Genomic DNA, 16604 nt, shown 5'->3' with positions numbered 1-16604 from the left:
CAAAAACATATTGAAATATCATTGTATTTTTGCCCGTTTTTTGCTGCTTCTTTTTTACATCACCAAATATAACGTCATGAAAAAGCTACTCCTTTCTATTCCCATCTTTCTGCTCTCAGAAGCAGGTGCACAGGAGCTTCAGGCTGCTCCATCGGATAAAATGAATATCGTTAAGACCAACGTTACGGCTTATGCATTCAGAAATATCAATCTGTCTTACGAAAGAGCCATTACCCAGTGGTTCTCTTTGAATATAGGCTTCGGAACAATGACGGAGGGAAAAGTACCCTTCATCAATGCTTTTTTAAAGGATGAAGACGAGAAAAGATTCCAGAATTTAAGGGTTAAGGCAACCAATTTCACCATCGAGCCAAGATTTTATATTGGAAAAGGCTATGGCCGGGGATTTTATTTCGCTCCCTATTACCGTTATTCAGATGTTTCATCCAATACTTTCGATTTCTATTATGACTATGATGCTGTAGACGGAAATACCTACCAGATACCGCTTAAAGGTCAGGGAAGCACCAGCGGAAACAGCGGTGGTCTGATGGTAGGTGTACAGTTTTTCCTTACCAGAAGTCAGAATCTTGTCCTGGATTTCTGGATTGCAGGAGCTCACTACGGAAGCGGAAAGGGCGATTTCACCATGACCAGCGACTATGTACTGACCCCGGAAATGCAGGCACAGCTAAAAAAAGAAATTGAAAACCTGGATATCCCATTTGTAGATTATACCGTAGAAACCAATGCCAATGGCGCCAAAGTAAAAGTGGACGGCCCATGGGCAGGATTCAGAAGCGGACTTTCCATTGGATACCGGTTCTAAATAAACAATTAAAAAATTCCGTTCTTCATTTTCTGAACGGTTTTTTTATATCTTTAAACCGGATAAACGGGTATCCGGTTTAATACTTTCGCATGAAAATTCTCATTATAGAAGACCATAAAGATCTTGCCACCAACATCACAGACTATCTTAAAAAAGAAGATTACATCTGTGAAGTAGCTTCTGATGCGAAAGAAGCCTTAGAAAAAATAGAACTTTTTGAATACGACTGTATTCTTCTGGATCTCATGCTTCCCGACGGAAACGGACTGGACATTCTGAAGCATATTAAAAACTATGCCCCGGAATCCAGCGTCATTATTGTTTCCGCAAAAAATTCTTTAGATACGAAACTCACCGGATTAGATGACGGAGCAGACGATTATATCACCAAACCATTTTCTTTACCCGAACTTCATTCCAGAATAAAAGCGGTTCTCAGAAGAAAAACGCCGGAAACCAACCGGATTTTAAGCTTCAATGAAATTAAAATTGATCTGGAATCCAAAGAATGCCGGATTAATGATCTCCTGCTCAATCTCACCAAAAAAGAACTGAACCTGCTGATTTACTTCATTAATAATCAGAACCGGATGCTTTCCAAGCAGGCCATTGCAAGTCATCTCTGGGGTGATTACACGTACAGTATTGATAATGTAGACTTTGTGTATCAGCATTTAAAGAATTTACGCAAGAAAATGACGGATGCCGGAGGAAAAGATTATCTGCAGACAGTTTACGGGCTGGGCTATAAATGGATCGATAAATGAATTTAAGTTTTCGTTTTGCCAGAGCATTTACCGTATTGGTATTTTTCGTGCTTATTACAGGCTTTGCCATTCTGTATTTTGCTTTTGAAAGAGCTACGATGCGTTCTGCCATTCTGAAACTTGAAGATTTGAATGCATATGTGGCCAAGAGACTGAAACAGGATCCCGGTTACGATTATTTAAAATTTCATCACCGGCAGACTCAGGTTAAAATTCTTCCTTTAGATTCCAAAAGCTTCAAAGAAAAAATTATTGAAGAAAAGTACATCTGGAACAAAAGCATACAGTCGCACATGAACAAAATTACAGTGACAACATATCCTGTAATTCATCATAAAAGATATGCCATCACCAGTGTAAGGTACATTACCATCATTGAGAATAATTTTCTGATGAGCATTATCATGGTCATTGCATGGATCATGGTATTTCTTATCATTCTCACCATTATTGTCAGTATTCTGGTATCAAAAAAAATTCTTGAACCGTTCTATCACGCGATAGATGAGATCAAAAAGTTCAGTCTGAGAGACAATCCTTCCATGGATCTGATGAAAACGGAGACCGAAGAATTTAAATCATTAAACACCTTTCTGTTGAAAATGACCGAAAGCTCGAAGAAAGATTATCACCTTTTGGAAGAACTTTCGGAAAACACATCCCATGAACTGCAAACGCCGCTGGCATCCATCAAAGGTAAAATAGAACTGCTTATGGACAGTGAACTTTCCGAGAACCAGCTTATCACGCTTTCTTCAATGAATGATGAACTGGACAGGCTTTCCTCTATCAACCAGTCTCTTATTCTCCTCGCCAAACTGGAACATTTTGAAAAAAACGATTCGTCACTGATCAATTTCTCTGAACTGCTTCAGAAAAGGCTTCATTATTTTGAAGATATTTTTGAAATTCAGAACCTCAGGGTCATCAAAGATATTCAGGAAAATGTTTTTGTCAATTTTGATCAAAACCTGGCGACCATCGTTATCAACAATCTGATCAGTAATTCCAAAAGACACAATATAGAAAACGGAACCATCTCCGTAACCCTTACGGAAAGCTATTTCCAGATCTCCAATACCGGAAATCCGCCTACGATTCCCACAGAAGAATTATTCCAGAGATTCAAGCGCGGAAACCCCAATCAAAACTCCATCGGGATCGGTTTGGCGCTCGTGAAGAAAATTTTGGAGATTTATCATACGGAAATAATCTATCAATTTGAAAACAATCAGCATACAACAAGAATCAATTTCGTAAAATAAACCATTGAATTTCAAAAACATAACATCAAATGATTCAATTTTATGAAAACTTCAGAATTTCTTCAGAATTTATGTATTGTTTAGGTGCAAAGAAAAGCGCCAATGAAAAAATTACTTCTTATTTTCAGTTTAGCTGCTATGCAATCTGTTTATGCTCAGGATACCTTAAATGTGCTTAAAAACCAGGAAGAGATTACTCCTCTGAAGAATCCTTTAGATGTGGGAGAACTTAAAATAAACCTTAATTCCAAAGGGGATAAATGGCTGAAGTTTGGAATTTCCAGCCAAATATGGCTTCGCAGTATTGATAACAATCCCGGAACACTGGTTAATGGAGTTCCTCAGGAACAGACTTATGATGCCGGAATCAGGAGAATGAGACTGATCATTCAAAGCCAGGTGACTCCTTTTTATTCTGTTTTTTTGCAGATGGGAATTAATAATCAGAGTTTTAATTCAGGTGGCGGATCCGGTACGGGAAACAATGGAGCCGGAAAAAAAGCGCCTTTCTTTTTTCACGATGCCTATAATGAGTTCGCCATTATTCCGAGAAATGATTTTCAGACAGGAAAACCTAATAAGAACAACCTTTATTTAGGAGCAGGTCTTCATTCATGGAACGGAGTCAGCAGGCTTACCAATGCGAGTACGACTAAAATGCTTGCGGGTGATATTCCAGTTTTTAATTTCCCTACCATTGAAATTGCCGATCAGTTTTCCCGGCAGCTGGGAATTTTTGTACATGGAGAACTGGATAGAATTAATTATCGTTTCAGCGTCAACAAACCTTTTGCGACCAGTTTGAAACCGGCAGTTGGCGGACCGGCAGTAGATAACAACCAAAGCGGAAAACTTTCTTATGCAGGATATGCATTCTATCAGTTTTTCAATAAGGAAACTACGGTGACTTCATTTCTTCCGGGAAATAATCTTGCGGCAAAGAAAGTCCTGAATCTGGGAGCCGGTTTTTATACCAATAAAGAAGCCACCCAAACCCAACCTTCAGAAAACACATTTGAATCGCATGATGTGAGTATTTTTGGAGCTGATGTCTATACAGAGCTGCCTGTAGGAAACAAAAGCAAAGAAATGGGACTGACTCTGTACTCGGTGTACTACAGGTATAATTATGGTCCTGATTATTTAAGAGTAAGCGGTCTTTTGAATCCCGGCACTCCCAATACAGAATTTATGGGCCAGAAAGCACTGGAAGGAGCAGGAAACAACAGAGTATTGATGGGAACGGGAAATATCTGGTTTTCGCAGATGGGTTTTGTTCTTCCGAAATTCAGTACCATTCTGAAGGTTCAGCCATTTTTCAATTATGCGCTTAAAGATATGCAGGCTCTTAACCAAAACGGGAGCTATTATGATGTGGGAGCCAATTTTTATTTATATGGTCAAAATGCAAGAATTGTTGCTCAATACAGCAGCAGACCGCTTTATGATGGGGCTTCCAAAAAAGTTTTTGACAGAAAAGGTGAATTTCTACTGTCTTTTCAAATCGTACTTTAAAAAATTTAATATCTTACTTATATGAATACTACTCAAATTACAACGGGCCAGAGAATCAAGGCTATCATTGGCGGTTCTGTGGGAAACCTCGTGGAATGGTACGACTGGTACGCTTATGCTGCTTTCGCCATTTATTTTTCGAATTCATTTTTTCCGGATTCCGATCTGAACGCCCAGCTGATGAATACAGCGGGAATATTTGCCGTAGGGTTTCTGATGCGTCCCATCGGAGGCTGGATATTCGGAAGTATTGCTGATAAAATCGGAAGAAAAAAAGCCATGACTCTTTCTGTATTGCTGATGTCTTTCGGCTCTCTTCTCATTGCCCTCACTCCCACGTATAAAACGATAGGAATTCTGGCTCCTGCATTGCTTCTGATCGCCAGACTGCTGCAAGGTTTAAGTGTCGGAGGGGAATATGGTGTTTCTGCTACTTATCTCAGCGAAATGGCATCGGAAGATAAAAGAGGATTTTATTCCAGTTTTCAGTATGTAACCCTTATCGGAGGGCAGCTGATTGCTTTGGGGATACAACTGATCCTTCAGAAACTGCTTTTAACCGAAACACAGCTTGAAGAATGGGGCTGGAGAATTCCTTTTGTGATTGGAGCATTACTTTCTGTTATTGCTTTGTATTTAAGAGCCAATCTTCACGAGACTGAAGCTTTTGAAAACAAAAAGGAGCTCAGCGAAAAGAAAAAAGGAACGGTAACGGAGCTTCTTAAACATCCTAAAGCATTGCTTACCGTAATCGGACTGACTCTGGGAGGAACTCTGGCATTTTATACTTACACAACGTATATGCAGAAATTCTTAGTTAATACCGTTCATCTGACTAAAGAGCAGTCTACACTGATTTCATTTATTTCATTATTTATATTTGCCTGTCTGCAGCCTGTATTCGGGGCATTATCAGACAGAGTAGGCAGACGGCCGCTGCTTTTGGGATTTGGAATTCTGGGAACAGTTTTTACAGTTCCTCTTCTTACGGCTTTAAGTACAACCACTTCAATGTGGACAGCCTTTTTTCTGATCATGGCAGCTCTGATTATTGTCAGCGGCTATACATCCATCAATGCTGTGGTAAAGGCGGAACTTTTCCCTTCTGAGATCAGAGCTCTGGGAGTAGGTCTTCCGTATGCTCTCACGGTGGCTATTTTCGGTGGAACGGCTGAATATGTGGCGCTTTGGTTCAAACAGGCAGGTGTTGAGTCTTATTTTTACTGGTACATCACCGGATGTATTTTATTTTCTCTGATTGTCTATGCCAGAATGAAAGACACTAAAGAAAATTCTTCTTTAGATAAGGATTAACTGGATTGAGCATAAAAACCGGGCGCCGCAGATTCTCTGCGGCGCCCGGTTTTATTTTTAGTGGTAAGCTTTTTTAAATTTCTCTACCATACTGTCCAGAGTATGACGCTGAACATACACGCTCTTCACATCTTCGTATCTTGGTGACTTGTAAAAAACCTCGTGGAAATCCATGCTTCCGTTTCCTACCTTCACTACTTTCTGTACATCGATATTCAGTTTTTTCAATTCGTCCTTGAATACTTTAAATTCATCTTGTATATCGCTCATTTATATTTTTGGATTTTGAGTTAAAAAAATCAACTTTACACTTTATACCCTTCCGTCAACCGGGGCGAGGTCTAAACTTATAATAAAATTAGTGAATTTTCTAATATAATAATCAGGTAAGTACATTTTTTTTACATAAAATCATGATTTTATAGCGATTTTATATTTTTTATGAATATTCAACTATTTTCCAGCTTGTTAATTTTCAAAAAAATACATAGCTTAAAAGCCTATTAATTCAAGGAAAAATAATTTTAACTCAATTTTTGACACATTATATTAAGTAAAAGAAAATCAGTGGTTTTTTCTCTTAAAAATCTGATAAAATAGGGTCAAATTTACTGGAACAACACAAAAAAGTAAAGATTTTGAATACTTTGGACTTTAAATTACACAAGAACTTGGAAATTTTCAGCAAAAAAAAGACGATACCGGTGATTAATTTTACGGTTTTTGATCACTCCATGAGACTTTAAAAACGATCTCTTTATTCACGGTTAATTAATGCTCTGTTTTATTCCGGAGAAAGTCCTTCTCATGAGGCATTCATTAAAACTTTGAAAACTCATTAAAAAAATTCTGTAACATTTTGAAAAAGCAGGTCTCTAAAGAGCATAATCATCTAAAAATTGATACCATGAAAAAATACAGAATCTTACTTATCTTATTATTAGTTTTTGCAGCAGCATGCAATATATTCGGACAGGCAAAGGCTTACCCTTTTGAAGTAAAAAAATCAGGAACAGGCAGTCAATCCATCATCTTCATTCCGGGATTTGCGTCTTCAGGAGAAGTTTGGAATGACACTACAGCCAAATTTGAAAAAAATTTCGTCTGCTATGTATTAACCATGAAAGGGTTTGCCGGAGTACCACCAGCAGCCAATGCAGATTTTAAAAGTTGGGAAAAAGAAATTGCCGCCTACATACAGGATCAGAAAATAGAAAAGCCTATTATTATCGGACACAGCATGGGAGGCGGTCTTGCAATGGCATTAGCCGCGGATTACCCTGAGCTTATTGATAAAATAGTTGTGGTAGATGCTCTTCCGTGTCTGGCCGCTTTATCCGACCCCAATTTTAAATCTAAAGAAAACAATGACTGTACTTCAACCATTAATGCTTTAAAAACAATGAATGATGAACAATTTAAGCAAATGCAGACCAGCACCATTCCGCGTCTTGTAGCAGACCTTTCCATGCAGGAAACGGTAATTGGCTGGAGCATGAAATCAGACAGAACTACGTTTGCGAAAATGTACTGCGATTTCTCTAATACTGATCTGCGCGAAAAAATAAAGCATATACAATGCCCTGCTCTTGTTCTTCTGGAGTCTTATTTTGTTAATTTTAAACCTGCCATTGAAAACCAATACAAAAATTTAAAAACAGCAGATATGAGATATGCTTCAAAAGGACTTCATTTTATTATGTACGATGATAAAGAGTGGTATCTGGACCAGTTGAATAACTTTTTATCATCAACGAAATAATGGTATTCGAAGATATATACGAACTCTACTGGCAGAAGATTTTCCGTTTGTGCATGGGATATGTTAATAATTCTGAACTGGCCAAAGATCTCGCGCAGGAAACATTCATTATTGTGTGGCGCCAGCTTCCCAATTTCAGGAATGAATCCGGTATCGGCACATGGATCTTCAGAATTGCTTCGAATAACTGTCTGAAACAGATTGAAAAGGAGAAAAAGTTTACAAAAGCAGATCTTCCCATCCATCTTGAAGAAAAAAAACAGGAATCTCTGGAACCGCAGATTCAGCTTCTCTATCAGTTTATTTCGGAGCTTCCGGAAACAGACCGGATTATTATTTCTCTGGAACTGGAGGAACTGAGACAAGCGGAAATAGCTGGCATCGTAGGATTATCCGAATCCAACATCCGGGTAAGGATTCACAGGATAAAAGAAAAATTAACGAAAAGATTTAAAGAAAATGGCTACTAATATAGATTTCAAAGGTCTCTGGAAACAGCAGACTACCCATCAGCCGAGCATGGAAGAATTACTTGGCAGACTGAAAAAATTCAGGAACGAAAACCTATACAGGTTATTAGGGACTAACATTATGCTTATCATTACCAGCCTTTTAATAGGGCTTATCTGGTACTATTACCAACCTCAGCTGCTCAGTACCAAAATAGGAATTGTACTGGTTGTATTATCCATGATCATCTTCCTTACAGCTTATAATCAAATGTTTATGATATTTTACAAACTGGATTATACACAAACCAATACAGAATATCTGCATAGTCTCTATCTGCTGAAAAGCAAACAAAAGCTGATGCAAACCACCATGCTGAACTTGTATTTCATCATGTTATCAACAGGAATTGGTCTTTATATGTATGAATATGCCTCAAAAATGGAAATCATCTATGGCATTGCCGCTTATGGACTTACGTTTTTATGGATTGCTATTAACTGGTTTTATTTAAGACCAATAACGATAAAAAAACAGCAGGCAAAACTTAATGGATTAATTAATAAATTTGAAGAAATGAACGGGCAGCTGAAAGAATAGCCATCCGATAGCTTAAACTCACAGGAAATAAAGATGGACAACACTCAAAAAGAACACTGGGAAAATGTATATGCAACCAAAAACCAGGATCAGGTAAGCTGGACACAGGAAATACCGCAGACCTCTCTTGATTTCATTGATTCTTTTCCATTGGGGAAGGACGCTAAGATCATTGATATCGGGGGCGGAGATGGCAATCTTGTAGATTTTTTGCTCAAAAAAGGGTACCAAGATATCACCGTGCTTGATATTTCTGCAAAAGCTCTGGATAAGGCAAAAGCAAGATTAGGAACCGAGGCTGAGAAAGTAAAGTGGATTGTATCGGATATCACAACATTTCAGCCACAAGAAACTTATGATATCTGGCACGACAGAGCTGCATTTCATTTCCTCACTACCCCTGAACAAATATCCGGATATCTTGACATAGCCGAAAAAAACACAACTGGTTTTATGATCATAGGAACTTTTTCTAAAAATGGCCCTCTTCAATGCAGCGGACTGGATATTCAGCAGTATGACGATGTTTCGCTGGCTGCAAGATTTAAAACCGGTTTTGAAAAAATAAAATGTCTGACGGAAAATCATACCACACCGTTCGGAACTGTTCAAAACTTCGTTTTTTGTAGTTTTAAAAAGATATAACGCTCTTCGGGCTTGGTTTAAATATTATTCTATATTTCAAGACCGGAAATTCTTTAATCTGATCCGCTCTTTATTTCAAATATTTAAATTTTTCTTATTTACTACCAAATCCATTTATTTTTAACTATTTAATAATTTATTTAATTAAAAACAATTTAAAATACACACAATATCTTATTTTACAAAACATTTCATATATTTTTTATTATTTTTATCAACCCTAAATATAATATCAAAGTACTATGAAAAAACTATTACTCCTACTGATGTCAGGAGCACTATGCTCCAATTTTTATTCACAGAAGTTAGAATTTCAGGAATGCGGAACAGATGAGCTGATGCGGAAACATTACGAAAGATATCCGGAGCAGAAAGCACAGGATGATGCCTTTAATCTGGAAATATCAAAGCTCATCAAAAGTGGAAAATTTGCCAAAACTTTCAACAAAAATCAGGTATATGAAATTCCTGTCGTAGTGCATGTAGTTGGTGACGGAAGTGCCATTGGAACCACAAATAACAAATCTGATGCAGATATTATCGCCTGGGTCAATTATACCAACGGTGTTTTTGCAGGAAGCTCCTCCAGCGGAATGTCCGGAACCAGCGCTATACTTCCTGTAAAGTTCGTCTTTGCTAAAGTAGATCCAAGCTGCAATACTACGAACGGAATCAACAGAATCAATGCATCTCATCTGCCTAAATATGTAAGCGGAGGGGTGAATGATGACAACACGACCAACGCTGTTGCCGCCACAGAAATCACTGCTTTGGGGATGTGGGACACCAGCAAATATTACAACATCTACGTTGTGAAAAAGCTCACTTCCAATGCAGGAGCACTGAATGGATATGCTTATTATCCCGGAGGAAGCAACGATTACTCTTTCATGTCTACGAATGCTTCTGCGGTAAATGCACAGACTTTGGCCCACGAATTCGGGCATGCATTAGGTCTTCGCCACACCCATGAAGGCTACAACCAAACCACAGGAGACTGCCCTACCAATACCGACTGTACTCTGCAAGGAGATCTTGTATGTGATACGGAACCTATGAAAAGTCTTTATCATTCATCCGTTCCGTATACATGCCAGACCGGACAGACCAATCCTTGCACCAGCCAGCTGTACGCAGGCGGTGAAAGAAATGTAATGGCTTACACATTCTGTTTCAGAAACTTATTCACACAGGGGCAGGCAGACAGAGCTACAGCACAACTTCTACAGTACAGACAGTCGTTAATCAATTCTCCGGTAGCGTCTTCAACAACTCCGAATAATACTGCTGTATTAACCAGCTCATGTACTCCGGCCTCCATCACCAATCCAGGGAACTATAATATTGGAATCACTTCTGTAAAATTTGCAGATATCAATAACTATTCTGCCAATTTCAAACAGGCTTCCAATAATTTCTATGAAAATTTCACCGGAAACTACTGTGCAGGAGTTTCTAAAACGTCTATTCCTGCGGGAGTTGCAACCAACCTCAGCATTACACCGGGAACCAGCAATGCACATGTTATAAAAGCCTATATAGATTATAATAATGACGGCCAGTTCAATGAAACTACAGAGCTTGTTCTTAACCAAAGCGGAGTGAGCAGCGGTACTGCGGCTACTGCATCGGTAACTCCGCCAGCCAATGCTGTTACCAATACTTCTTTAAGAATGAGAGTAATCGGGGAATTCAACGGGACAGCGGTTACTGCATGCTATACGCCAAAATATGGACAGGTAGAAGATTATTCTGTAACGATAACCCGTCAGAATATGCTGGCTACAGAAAATGTAACTAAAATGGATGATTCGGTAATCACTAAAGAAGAGAATTCTGTCTATGTAAAAAGCAATTCAAAAATTTCTTCCCTTCATATTTACGATGCTTCCGGAAGACTCCTTACCGGGAAAACAGCTATACAGTCTTCTGAGTTCAGATTCCCTGTTCGTGAGAAAAATACCATTTTAACGGTAAAAGCAGTCTTGGAAAATGGAAAGATTCTCCATAAGAAATTAAAATTCTAAATTTAATACCCAAATAAAAAGAGAGCTTTAGTAAAGCTCTCTTTTTTTTATCTCATGCAGTACCATTCCGGTAAGTTGATGATTTTATTTTTCTTCTTCTTCCAGTTCCACTTCATGTCTCAGCTGAGCTTTGTAAAGTGTAGAATAGTATCCATTTTTATCCAGAAGTTCCAAATGTTTTCCTTCTTCCACAATTTTACCATGCTCCATAACAATAATTTTATCTGCTTTCTCAATGGTAGAAAGTCTGTGGGCAATAATAATGGAAGTCCTGTTTTTGGTAATTTTTTCTGTAGCTCTCTGAATCAGCTTTTCGCTTTCGTGGTCTATTGAGGAAGTAGCTTCATCCAGAATCAGAATTTTAGGATCTGATAAGTAAGCTCTCAGGAAAGACAACAGCTGTCTCTGTCCTAAAGAAATAGAGGAACCTCTTTCGCTCACTACAAAATCGTAACCGCCCGGAAGCTGCTCGATAAATTCATCCACTTCAATCTCTCTTGCCCCTGCTTTTATCTTTTCCAATGTGATACTTTCATCACCAAAAGCCAGGTTTTCAAAAATACTTCCATGGAAAAGGAATACATCCTGAAGCACAACTCCGATATGACTTCTCAGATTATACAGTTCATAATCTTTCACATTCACATCATCAATGACAATTTTCCCGGAATTGATATCGTAAAGTCTGGTAATAAGGCTTATAATGGTAGATTTTCCGGCTCCTGTAGCTCCCACAATGGCAACGGTTTCACCCGGATTCACTTTAAAATCTATGCCCTTCAATACTTCCTGCTTCTCATCGTAAGCAAAATATACATTCTCAAATTCAATTTTACCGTCAAAATGATCCTTCTTCACAGTCCCCGTATTCGGCATTGCATAGTCTTCATCCATAATTCCCAATACCCTTTCCGCTCCTACAATACCTCTCTGGATATTGTTGAAACGGTCTGCTATCTGTCTCAGCGGACGGATCAGCATTGAAATATACTGAATAAATGCAATCACCACTCCAGCACTGATTGTGATATATCCTCCATAAAACAGGATAAACCCAATAAAGAGTGAAGATATAAGTTCTACTACCGGAAAGAATAACGAGAAAATAAAAACCGTTCTCAGAAGGGCTCCTTTTAACGTAATATTGATATCATCAAATCTTTTGAATTCAGCTTCCTGTCTGTTGAATACCTGTATAATCGGCATTCCGGCAAGCCTTTCCTGAACAAAGGAATTCTGATTGGCCGTCCAGGATCTTTCATCTCCAAAAGCTTTTTTCAGTCTTTTCTGGAAAAAACGGGTAATCAGAACCATTAACGGAAGGATAGCCAATGTGATGTAGCTCAGGTGAACATTGGTACTGAACATCATCACCAGAACGAATATGATTCTCAGAATATCTCCGAAAACCATAAGAAAACCATCCGTATATACCGTAGCAATAGTTTCTACATCTCCGACAGCCCGCGTTACCAGCTGCCCGATCGGGGTTTTATCAAAGAAAGAGGTTCTGAAATAAATCAGCTTGGCATACAGCCTCTCACGGATATCACGGATAACGTTCTGCGAGATAAAATTGGAAAAGTAAACCAGGAAAAAGTTTAAAATAGTCTCCGCAAACACCAAACCTACCAATATGTAGATATGCTTCATCATCAGACCGGTATCTTTCAGCCTGGTAATATCATTATCTACCACCTCCATGGTAAGATAAGGCCTGAAAGTAGAAACTATAGAGAGTATGACGGAAATTATTAAAGTAAGGATGAACCAGGAACGGAATTTCATCCCGATAAAGAACAACCTTTTAACAATCCCCCAGGTATCTTGTTTTTTCATTGTACGAGTTGAAGAAAGAATTTAAAATTCTATGCAAAAATAAGACTTTATAATTTGTCTGCCTTTACAAGTTCATCAAATCGTTATAGATAATTTCAGATAAGGACGATTTAAAATATGAATATACTAAACCAGATTTTGGGAGTTATTAGGGTAAGCTTTCACAGCTATTTCCGGCACACAAGCTGTTGACTGAGACTGAGGCACTCCGTTGGCTGAGGCTCTCGAAGCCAACATTCCGGTGACTTCGAGAGCCTCAGTCACCTTACTTAACCCATGATCTACACCTCCTGATCTCCGATCTTTTCAATCTCCATAGACGGCTTATTCACCTGCTCCTTTACAAATTTTTTCTCAAGAAGTTGATAAACACCATATACCGCAGCAATTGAAATAATCCAGCTGACAATATTAACGATTGAATATCCTGTATAATCTACATTGTCAAGAGCGTTAGGATCTGTAATTCCTTTGTAAATCCCGTAAGAAAATCCGAAGAACAGCTGAGTACCCAGATACACCCCAATGGCCAGAAGTCCGTAATGCCATTTTGTTTTTCCAAATTTTTCAGCAAGCTGTGCGTAGTAACGGTACGCTCCGATAAGAATAAAAATTGATAACATAATTCGTGTTTTTATATAGCGGGAAATTCAGATTTATCCTGATTTCATTATTAATACAGTCTTACTTCTATTTCCAGCAAATACTGTATTCTACATAAAAGAATCACACGAATTTTCCATGGAAATAGTCATTGATCGCTAAAATAGCATTTTTTCCGGTATTATCAACAAATACGAACGATAGATAAAAACTCTTGAATATTTTTATTCTTACACTGGCTTATTACACAGAACATCTATTTTTTCGCTTCAAACTCATAGCCTACATCCACAAGAAATAGTCCATGACCGGGAGCGGAAGTTCCTGCTGCATTACGGTGTTTGTCTTCAATGATTTTACGCAGATCTTCAGGTTTTATTTTCCCGCTTCCTATTTCCACCATTGTTCCTACAATAGCACGAACCATATTTCTCAGGAAACGGTTGGCTGAAACGGTAAACTTCAGTTCAGTTCCATCCTGCTCCCACTCTGCTTTGTACATTTTGCAGATATTGGTTTTGTTATCTGTTTTTAATTTGGCGAAACTTGTAAAATCCTCATATTCAAAAAGAATTTTACAGGCTTCATTCATTTTATCAATATCCAGCGGTCTTTTCCAGTGCTGACATGCAGATTCCTGCGTAAAAGGATTTTTGGCAAGAGAAATATAATACTCATACGTTCTGTAGGTAGCATCAAAACGGGCATGAAAATCATCCTTCACCTGAAATATTTTTTTTATAGAAATATCAGGCGGTAAAAAACTATTGAGTTTATAGGGCAGATTGATTTCGTCCACCTCTTTTTCCGTATCGAAATGGGCAAATATCTTTTTGGCATGAACCCCTGTATCGGTTCTCCCGGCACCTGTGGTTTTAATTTCTTCCCTCAATATCGTGGAAAGCGCTTTTTCCAGTTCTTCCTGTACAGAAATGGCATCCGGTTGTATCTGGTAACCGAAATAATTTTTCCCGTTGTAAGAAAATTCAATAAAGTATCTCAATGTAGTATAATAACTCCACAAAAATACTTTAATTTAATGAAAAGTCTTTGAGAATAGTACACAAAATCCTTATGAAAATTCCTATTTTTGCAAACGTATGAAAAGATGGTACCTTTATCCTTTTTCCCTTGGTTATCATTTGGTAACGGGTATCCGAAACACAATGTATGATCTGGGAGTTTTTAAAACTACAAAATTTAAGACCCCGATAATTAATGTCGGAAACCTTTCCGTGGGTGGAAGCGGGAAATCGCCTATGGTGATGTATCTCGCCCAATACTTGTCCAAACATTACAGGACAGGGGTACTTTCGCGTGGATATGGAAGACTTACGAAAGGCTACGAGGTCACCAATTACGACAGCAATTATAAAATAGTCGGTGATGAAGCTATGCAGCTTTTCGAACGCTTCAAAAACCGTTTTGTGATTGCCGTTTCCGAAGAAAGAGTTCCCGGAGCCAAAAAAGTAATTGATGACATGGATCTTGATGTGCTTGTTCTGGATGATGCTTTACAGCACAGAGCCATCAAAGCAGGATTCAACATTCTCATGACCGATTTTAATGATCCTTATTTTAAAGATCACCTTCTTCCGGCCGGAGATTTAAGAGAATCCAGAAATGGTTCCAAAAGAGCAGACATCATCATGGTCAGCAAATGTCCGGATGAACTTACTGAGGAAACCAAACGCTATTATATTTCAAGAATAAGACCTTCCTACAATCAGAAAGTCTTCTTCTCCTCCATCGGCTACGATGAAAATGTATACGGAAGAGATAAAATGCTTCCGGACAACAATCTGAATTATTATGACATCCTGCTAATTACCGGAATTGCCAATCCGAAGCCTCTTCTGGAACACTTGGCAAAATTCTCACAGCGTGTTAAACATTTAAAATTCAGAGACCATCATAATTTCACGGATGACGATATAAAAAAAATCACCGCAGAATATAAAAAATTAGGTGAATACAAACTGATTCTTACCACTGAGAAGGATTATGTACGTCTTAAAACTTTTGACTATCTTAGAGAAATTGTTTACTACTGGCCTATCAATGTCATTATTGATAAAAAGGAAGAATTCAATCAAATCATCTTAGATTATGTTAGAAAAAATTAAGCAGACCGCAGATTTTATCCAAAATATCATTCAGGAAACTCCTGATTTTGCCATTGTTTTAGGATCCGGATTGGGAAAACTGCAGGATGAAGTAGAAGCCACTCATATTCTGGAATATTCTGAAATCCCCAATTTCCCGCAAACTACTGTTGCCGGACACGGAGGAAAATTAATTTACGGAACCCTGAATGGCAAAAAGATTCTGATGATGAGCGGCCGTTTCCATTACTATGAAGGTCATTCCATGGAAACAGTGACTTTTCCGATAAGGATTTTCCATCTGTTAGGTATTAAAAATCTTATTCTTTCCAATGCGTGTGGCGGTGTAAATCCGGCTTACAGCGTTGCTGATATTGTCATTTTAAAAGATCATATCAATATGATGCCGGAACATCCTCTTCGCGGTAAAAATATAGAATCGTTCGGGCCACGTTTTGTAGATATGAGCGAGCCTTATAACAGAAAAATGATTGAAACTGCCGAAAAGGTTGCCGCAGAAAATCATATTAAAATTCATCAGGGAGTTTACGTAGCCTTACAGGGGCCAACCTTTGAAACCCCGGCGGAATATGGTATGATCAAAGCCATTGGCGGCGATATGGTAGGCATGAGCACCGTTCCCGAAGTGATTGTAGCCCGACACATGGGAATGGATGTTTTCTGTATTTCTGTGATTACGGATCTTGGCGGGCCGGATATTGCCCTTGCCGTTTCCCACGAAGAAGTCCTGAATGCAGCTAATAAAGCCATGCCGAATGTAATTGCCGTGGTAAAAGGTTTGATTAAAAACTACCCGTAAAAACTTCCCCACCCATATCACAACTTAAAACGCACATTCCCCTCCTCCGCGAGGGTGTCC

At 38.5% G+C, this 16604-nt stretch carries 16 protein-coding genes; 12 read left to right on the top strand and 4 right to left on the bottom strand.

Annotated features, from left to right (window positions below; genetic code table 11):
* Positions 1 to 76: 76 nt before the first annotated feature.
* The 5 genes from ACM46_RS20390 to ACM46_RS20370 all read left to right on the top strand — a co-directional run bounded on the left by ACM46_RS20390 (position 77) and on the right by ACM46_RS20370 (position 5693).
* A complete protein-coding gene (locus ACM46_RS20390; RefSeq protein WP_048508511.1) occupies positions 77 to 829 on the top strand; it encodes a hypothetical protein in 753 nt (250 codons plus the stop codon).
* A gap of 92 nt (positions 830 to 921) precedes the next feature.
* The gene (locus tag ACM46_RS20385) at positions 922 to 1599 is read left to right on the top strand and encodes a response regulator transcription factor (protein WP_048508510.1); all 678 of its coding nucleotides are present in this window, start codon (positions 922 to 924) and stop codon (positions 1597 to 1599) included.
* On the top strand, positions 1596 to 2864 hold the full coding sequence (locus ACM46_RS20380; protein WP_048508509.1) for a sensor histidine kinase: 1269 nt from the start codon (positions 1596 to 1598) through the stop codon (positions 2862 to 2864). Before ACM46_RS20385 ends, ACM46_RS20380 begins: the two co-directional genes overlap by 4 nt.
* Before the next feature lie 102 nt (positions 2865 to 2966).
* Positions 2967 to 4379: a hypothetical protein gene (locus tag ACM46_RS20375; protein ID WP_048508508.1), complete on the top strand. Its 1413-nt coding sequence runs from the start codon at positions 2967 to 2969 to the stop codon at positions 4377 to 4379.
* 21 nt (positions 4380 to 4400) lie between these two features.
* Positions 4401 to 5693 (top strand): MFS transporter, encoded by a 1293-nt coding sequence (locus ACM46_RS20370; protein WP_048508507.1) that lies wholly within the window; start codon positions 4401 to 4403, stop codon positions 5691 to 5693.
* A gap of 57 nt (positions 5694 to 5750) precedes the next feature.
* Here ACM46_RS20370 and ACM46_RS20365 read toward each other — a convergent pair whose 3' ends face one another.
* On the bottom strand, positions 5751 to 5963 hold the full coding sequence (locus ACM46_RS20365; protein ID WP_048508506.1) for a hypothetical protein: 213 nt from the start codon (positions 5961 to 5963) through the stop codon (positions 5751 to 5753).
* A 637-nt stretch (positions 5964 to 6600) separates the two neighbouring features.
* On the opposite strand from ACM46_RS20365, the gene ACM46_RS20360 reads away from it, so the two are divergent.
* From ACM46_RS20360 to ACM46_RS20340, 5 genes are all read left to right on the top strand, one after another.
* Entirely contained in the window at positions 6601 to 7455 is an 855-nt protein-coding gene (locus tag ACM46_RS20360; protein ID WP_048508647.1) for an alpha/beta fold hydrolase, read from the top strand.
* A complete protein-coding gene (locus tag ACM46_RS20355; RefSeq protein ID WP_048508505.1) occupies positions 7455 to 7925 on the top strand; it encodes an RNA polymerase sigma factor in 471 nt (156 codons plus the stop codon). The genes ACM46_RS20360 and ACM46_RS20355 overlap by 1 nt, the downstream gene beginning before the upstream one ends.
* The gene (locus ACM46_RS20350) at positions 7915 to 8505 is read left to right on the top strand and encodes a hypothetical protein (protein WP_048508504.1); all 591 of its coding nucleotides are present in this window, start codon (positions 7915 to 7917) and stop codon (positions 8503 to 8505) included. Before ACM46_RS20355 ends, ACM46_RS20350 begins: the two co-directional genes overlap by 11 nt.
* A gap of 33 nt (positions 8506 to 8538) precedes the next feature.
* Complete coding sequence (locus ACM46_RS20345) at positions 8539 to 9150, top strand: class I SAM-dependent methyltransferase (protein WP_048508503.1); 612 nt, start codon at positions 8539 to 8541, stop codon at positions 9148 to 9150.
* A 242-nt stretch (positions 9151 to 9392) separates the two neighbouring features.
* Entirely contained in the window at positions 9393 to 11177 is a 1785-nt protein-coding gene (locus ACM46_RS20340) for a GEVED domain-containing protein (protein WP_083997483.1), read from the top strand.
* Between the two features lie 84 nt (positions 11178 to 11261).
* Here the strand turns inward: ACM46_RS20340 and ACM46_RS20335 are convergent, their stop codons facing one another.
* From ACM46_RS20335 to truA, 3 genes are all read right to left on the bottom strand, one after another.
* Complete coding sequence (locus ACM46_RS20335; RefSeq protein ID WP_048508501.1) at positions 11262 to 13016, bottom strand: ABC transporter ATP-binding protein; 1755 nt, start codon at positions 13014 to 13016, stop codon at positions 11262 to 11264.
* 281 nt (positions 13017 to 13297) lie between these two features.
* Positions 13298 to 13639 (bottom strand): hypothetical protein, encoded by a 342-nt coding sequence (locus ACM46_RS20330; RefSeq protein WP_048508500.1) that lies wholly within the window; start codon positions 13637 to 13639, stop codon positions 13298 to 13300.
* A gap of 236 nt (positions 13640 to 13875) precedes the next feature.
* Positions 13876 to 14643: a tRNA pseudouridine(38-40) synthase TruA gene (truA, locus tag ACM46_RS20325; RefSeq protein WP_241486065.1), complete on the bottom strand. Its 768-nt coding sequence runs from the start codon at positions 14641 to 14643 to the stop codon at positions 13876 to 13878.
* 76 nt (positions 14644 to 14719) lie between these two features.
* Here truA and lpxK point away from each other — a divergent pair, with 76 nt between their 5' ends.
* Entirely contained in the window at positions 14720 to 15745 is a 1026-nt protein-coding gene (lpxK, locus tag ACM46_RS20320) for a tetraacyldisaccharide 4'-kinase (RefSeq protein ID WP_048508498.1), read from the top strand.
* The gene (locus ACM46_RS20315; RefSeq protein ID WP_048508497.1) at positions 15729 to 16544 is read left to right on the top strand and encodes a purine-nucleoside phosphorylase; all 816 of its coding nucleotides are present in this window, start codon (positions 15729 to 15731) and stop codon (positions 16542 to 16544) included. The genes lpxK and ACM46_RS20315 overlap by 17 nt, the downstream gene beginning before the upstream one ends.
* The last annotated feature ends 60 nt before the right edge of the window (positions 16545 to 16604 follow it).

The sequence above is a fragment of the Chryseobacterium angstadtii genome (genome assembly GCF_001045465.1).
Lineage (GTDB): Bacteria > Bacteroidota > Bacteroidia > Flavobacteriales > Weeksellaceae > Chryseobacterium > Chryseobacterium angstadtii.
The sequence above is the reverse complement of the archived record's forward strand: the minus strand, read 5'-3'. Positions and strand labels throughout refer to the sequence as shown.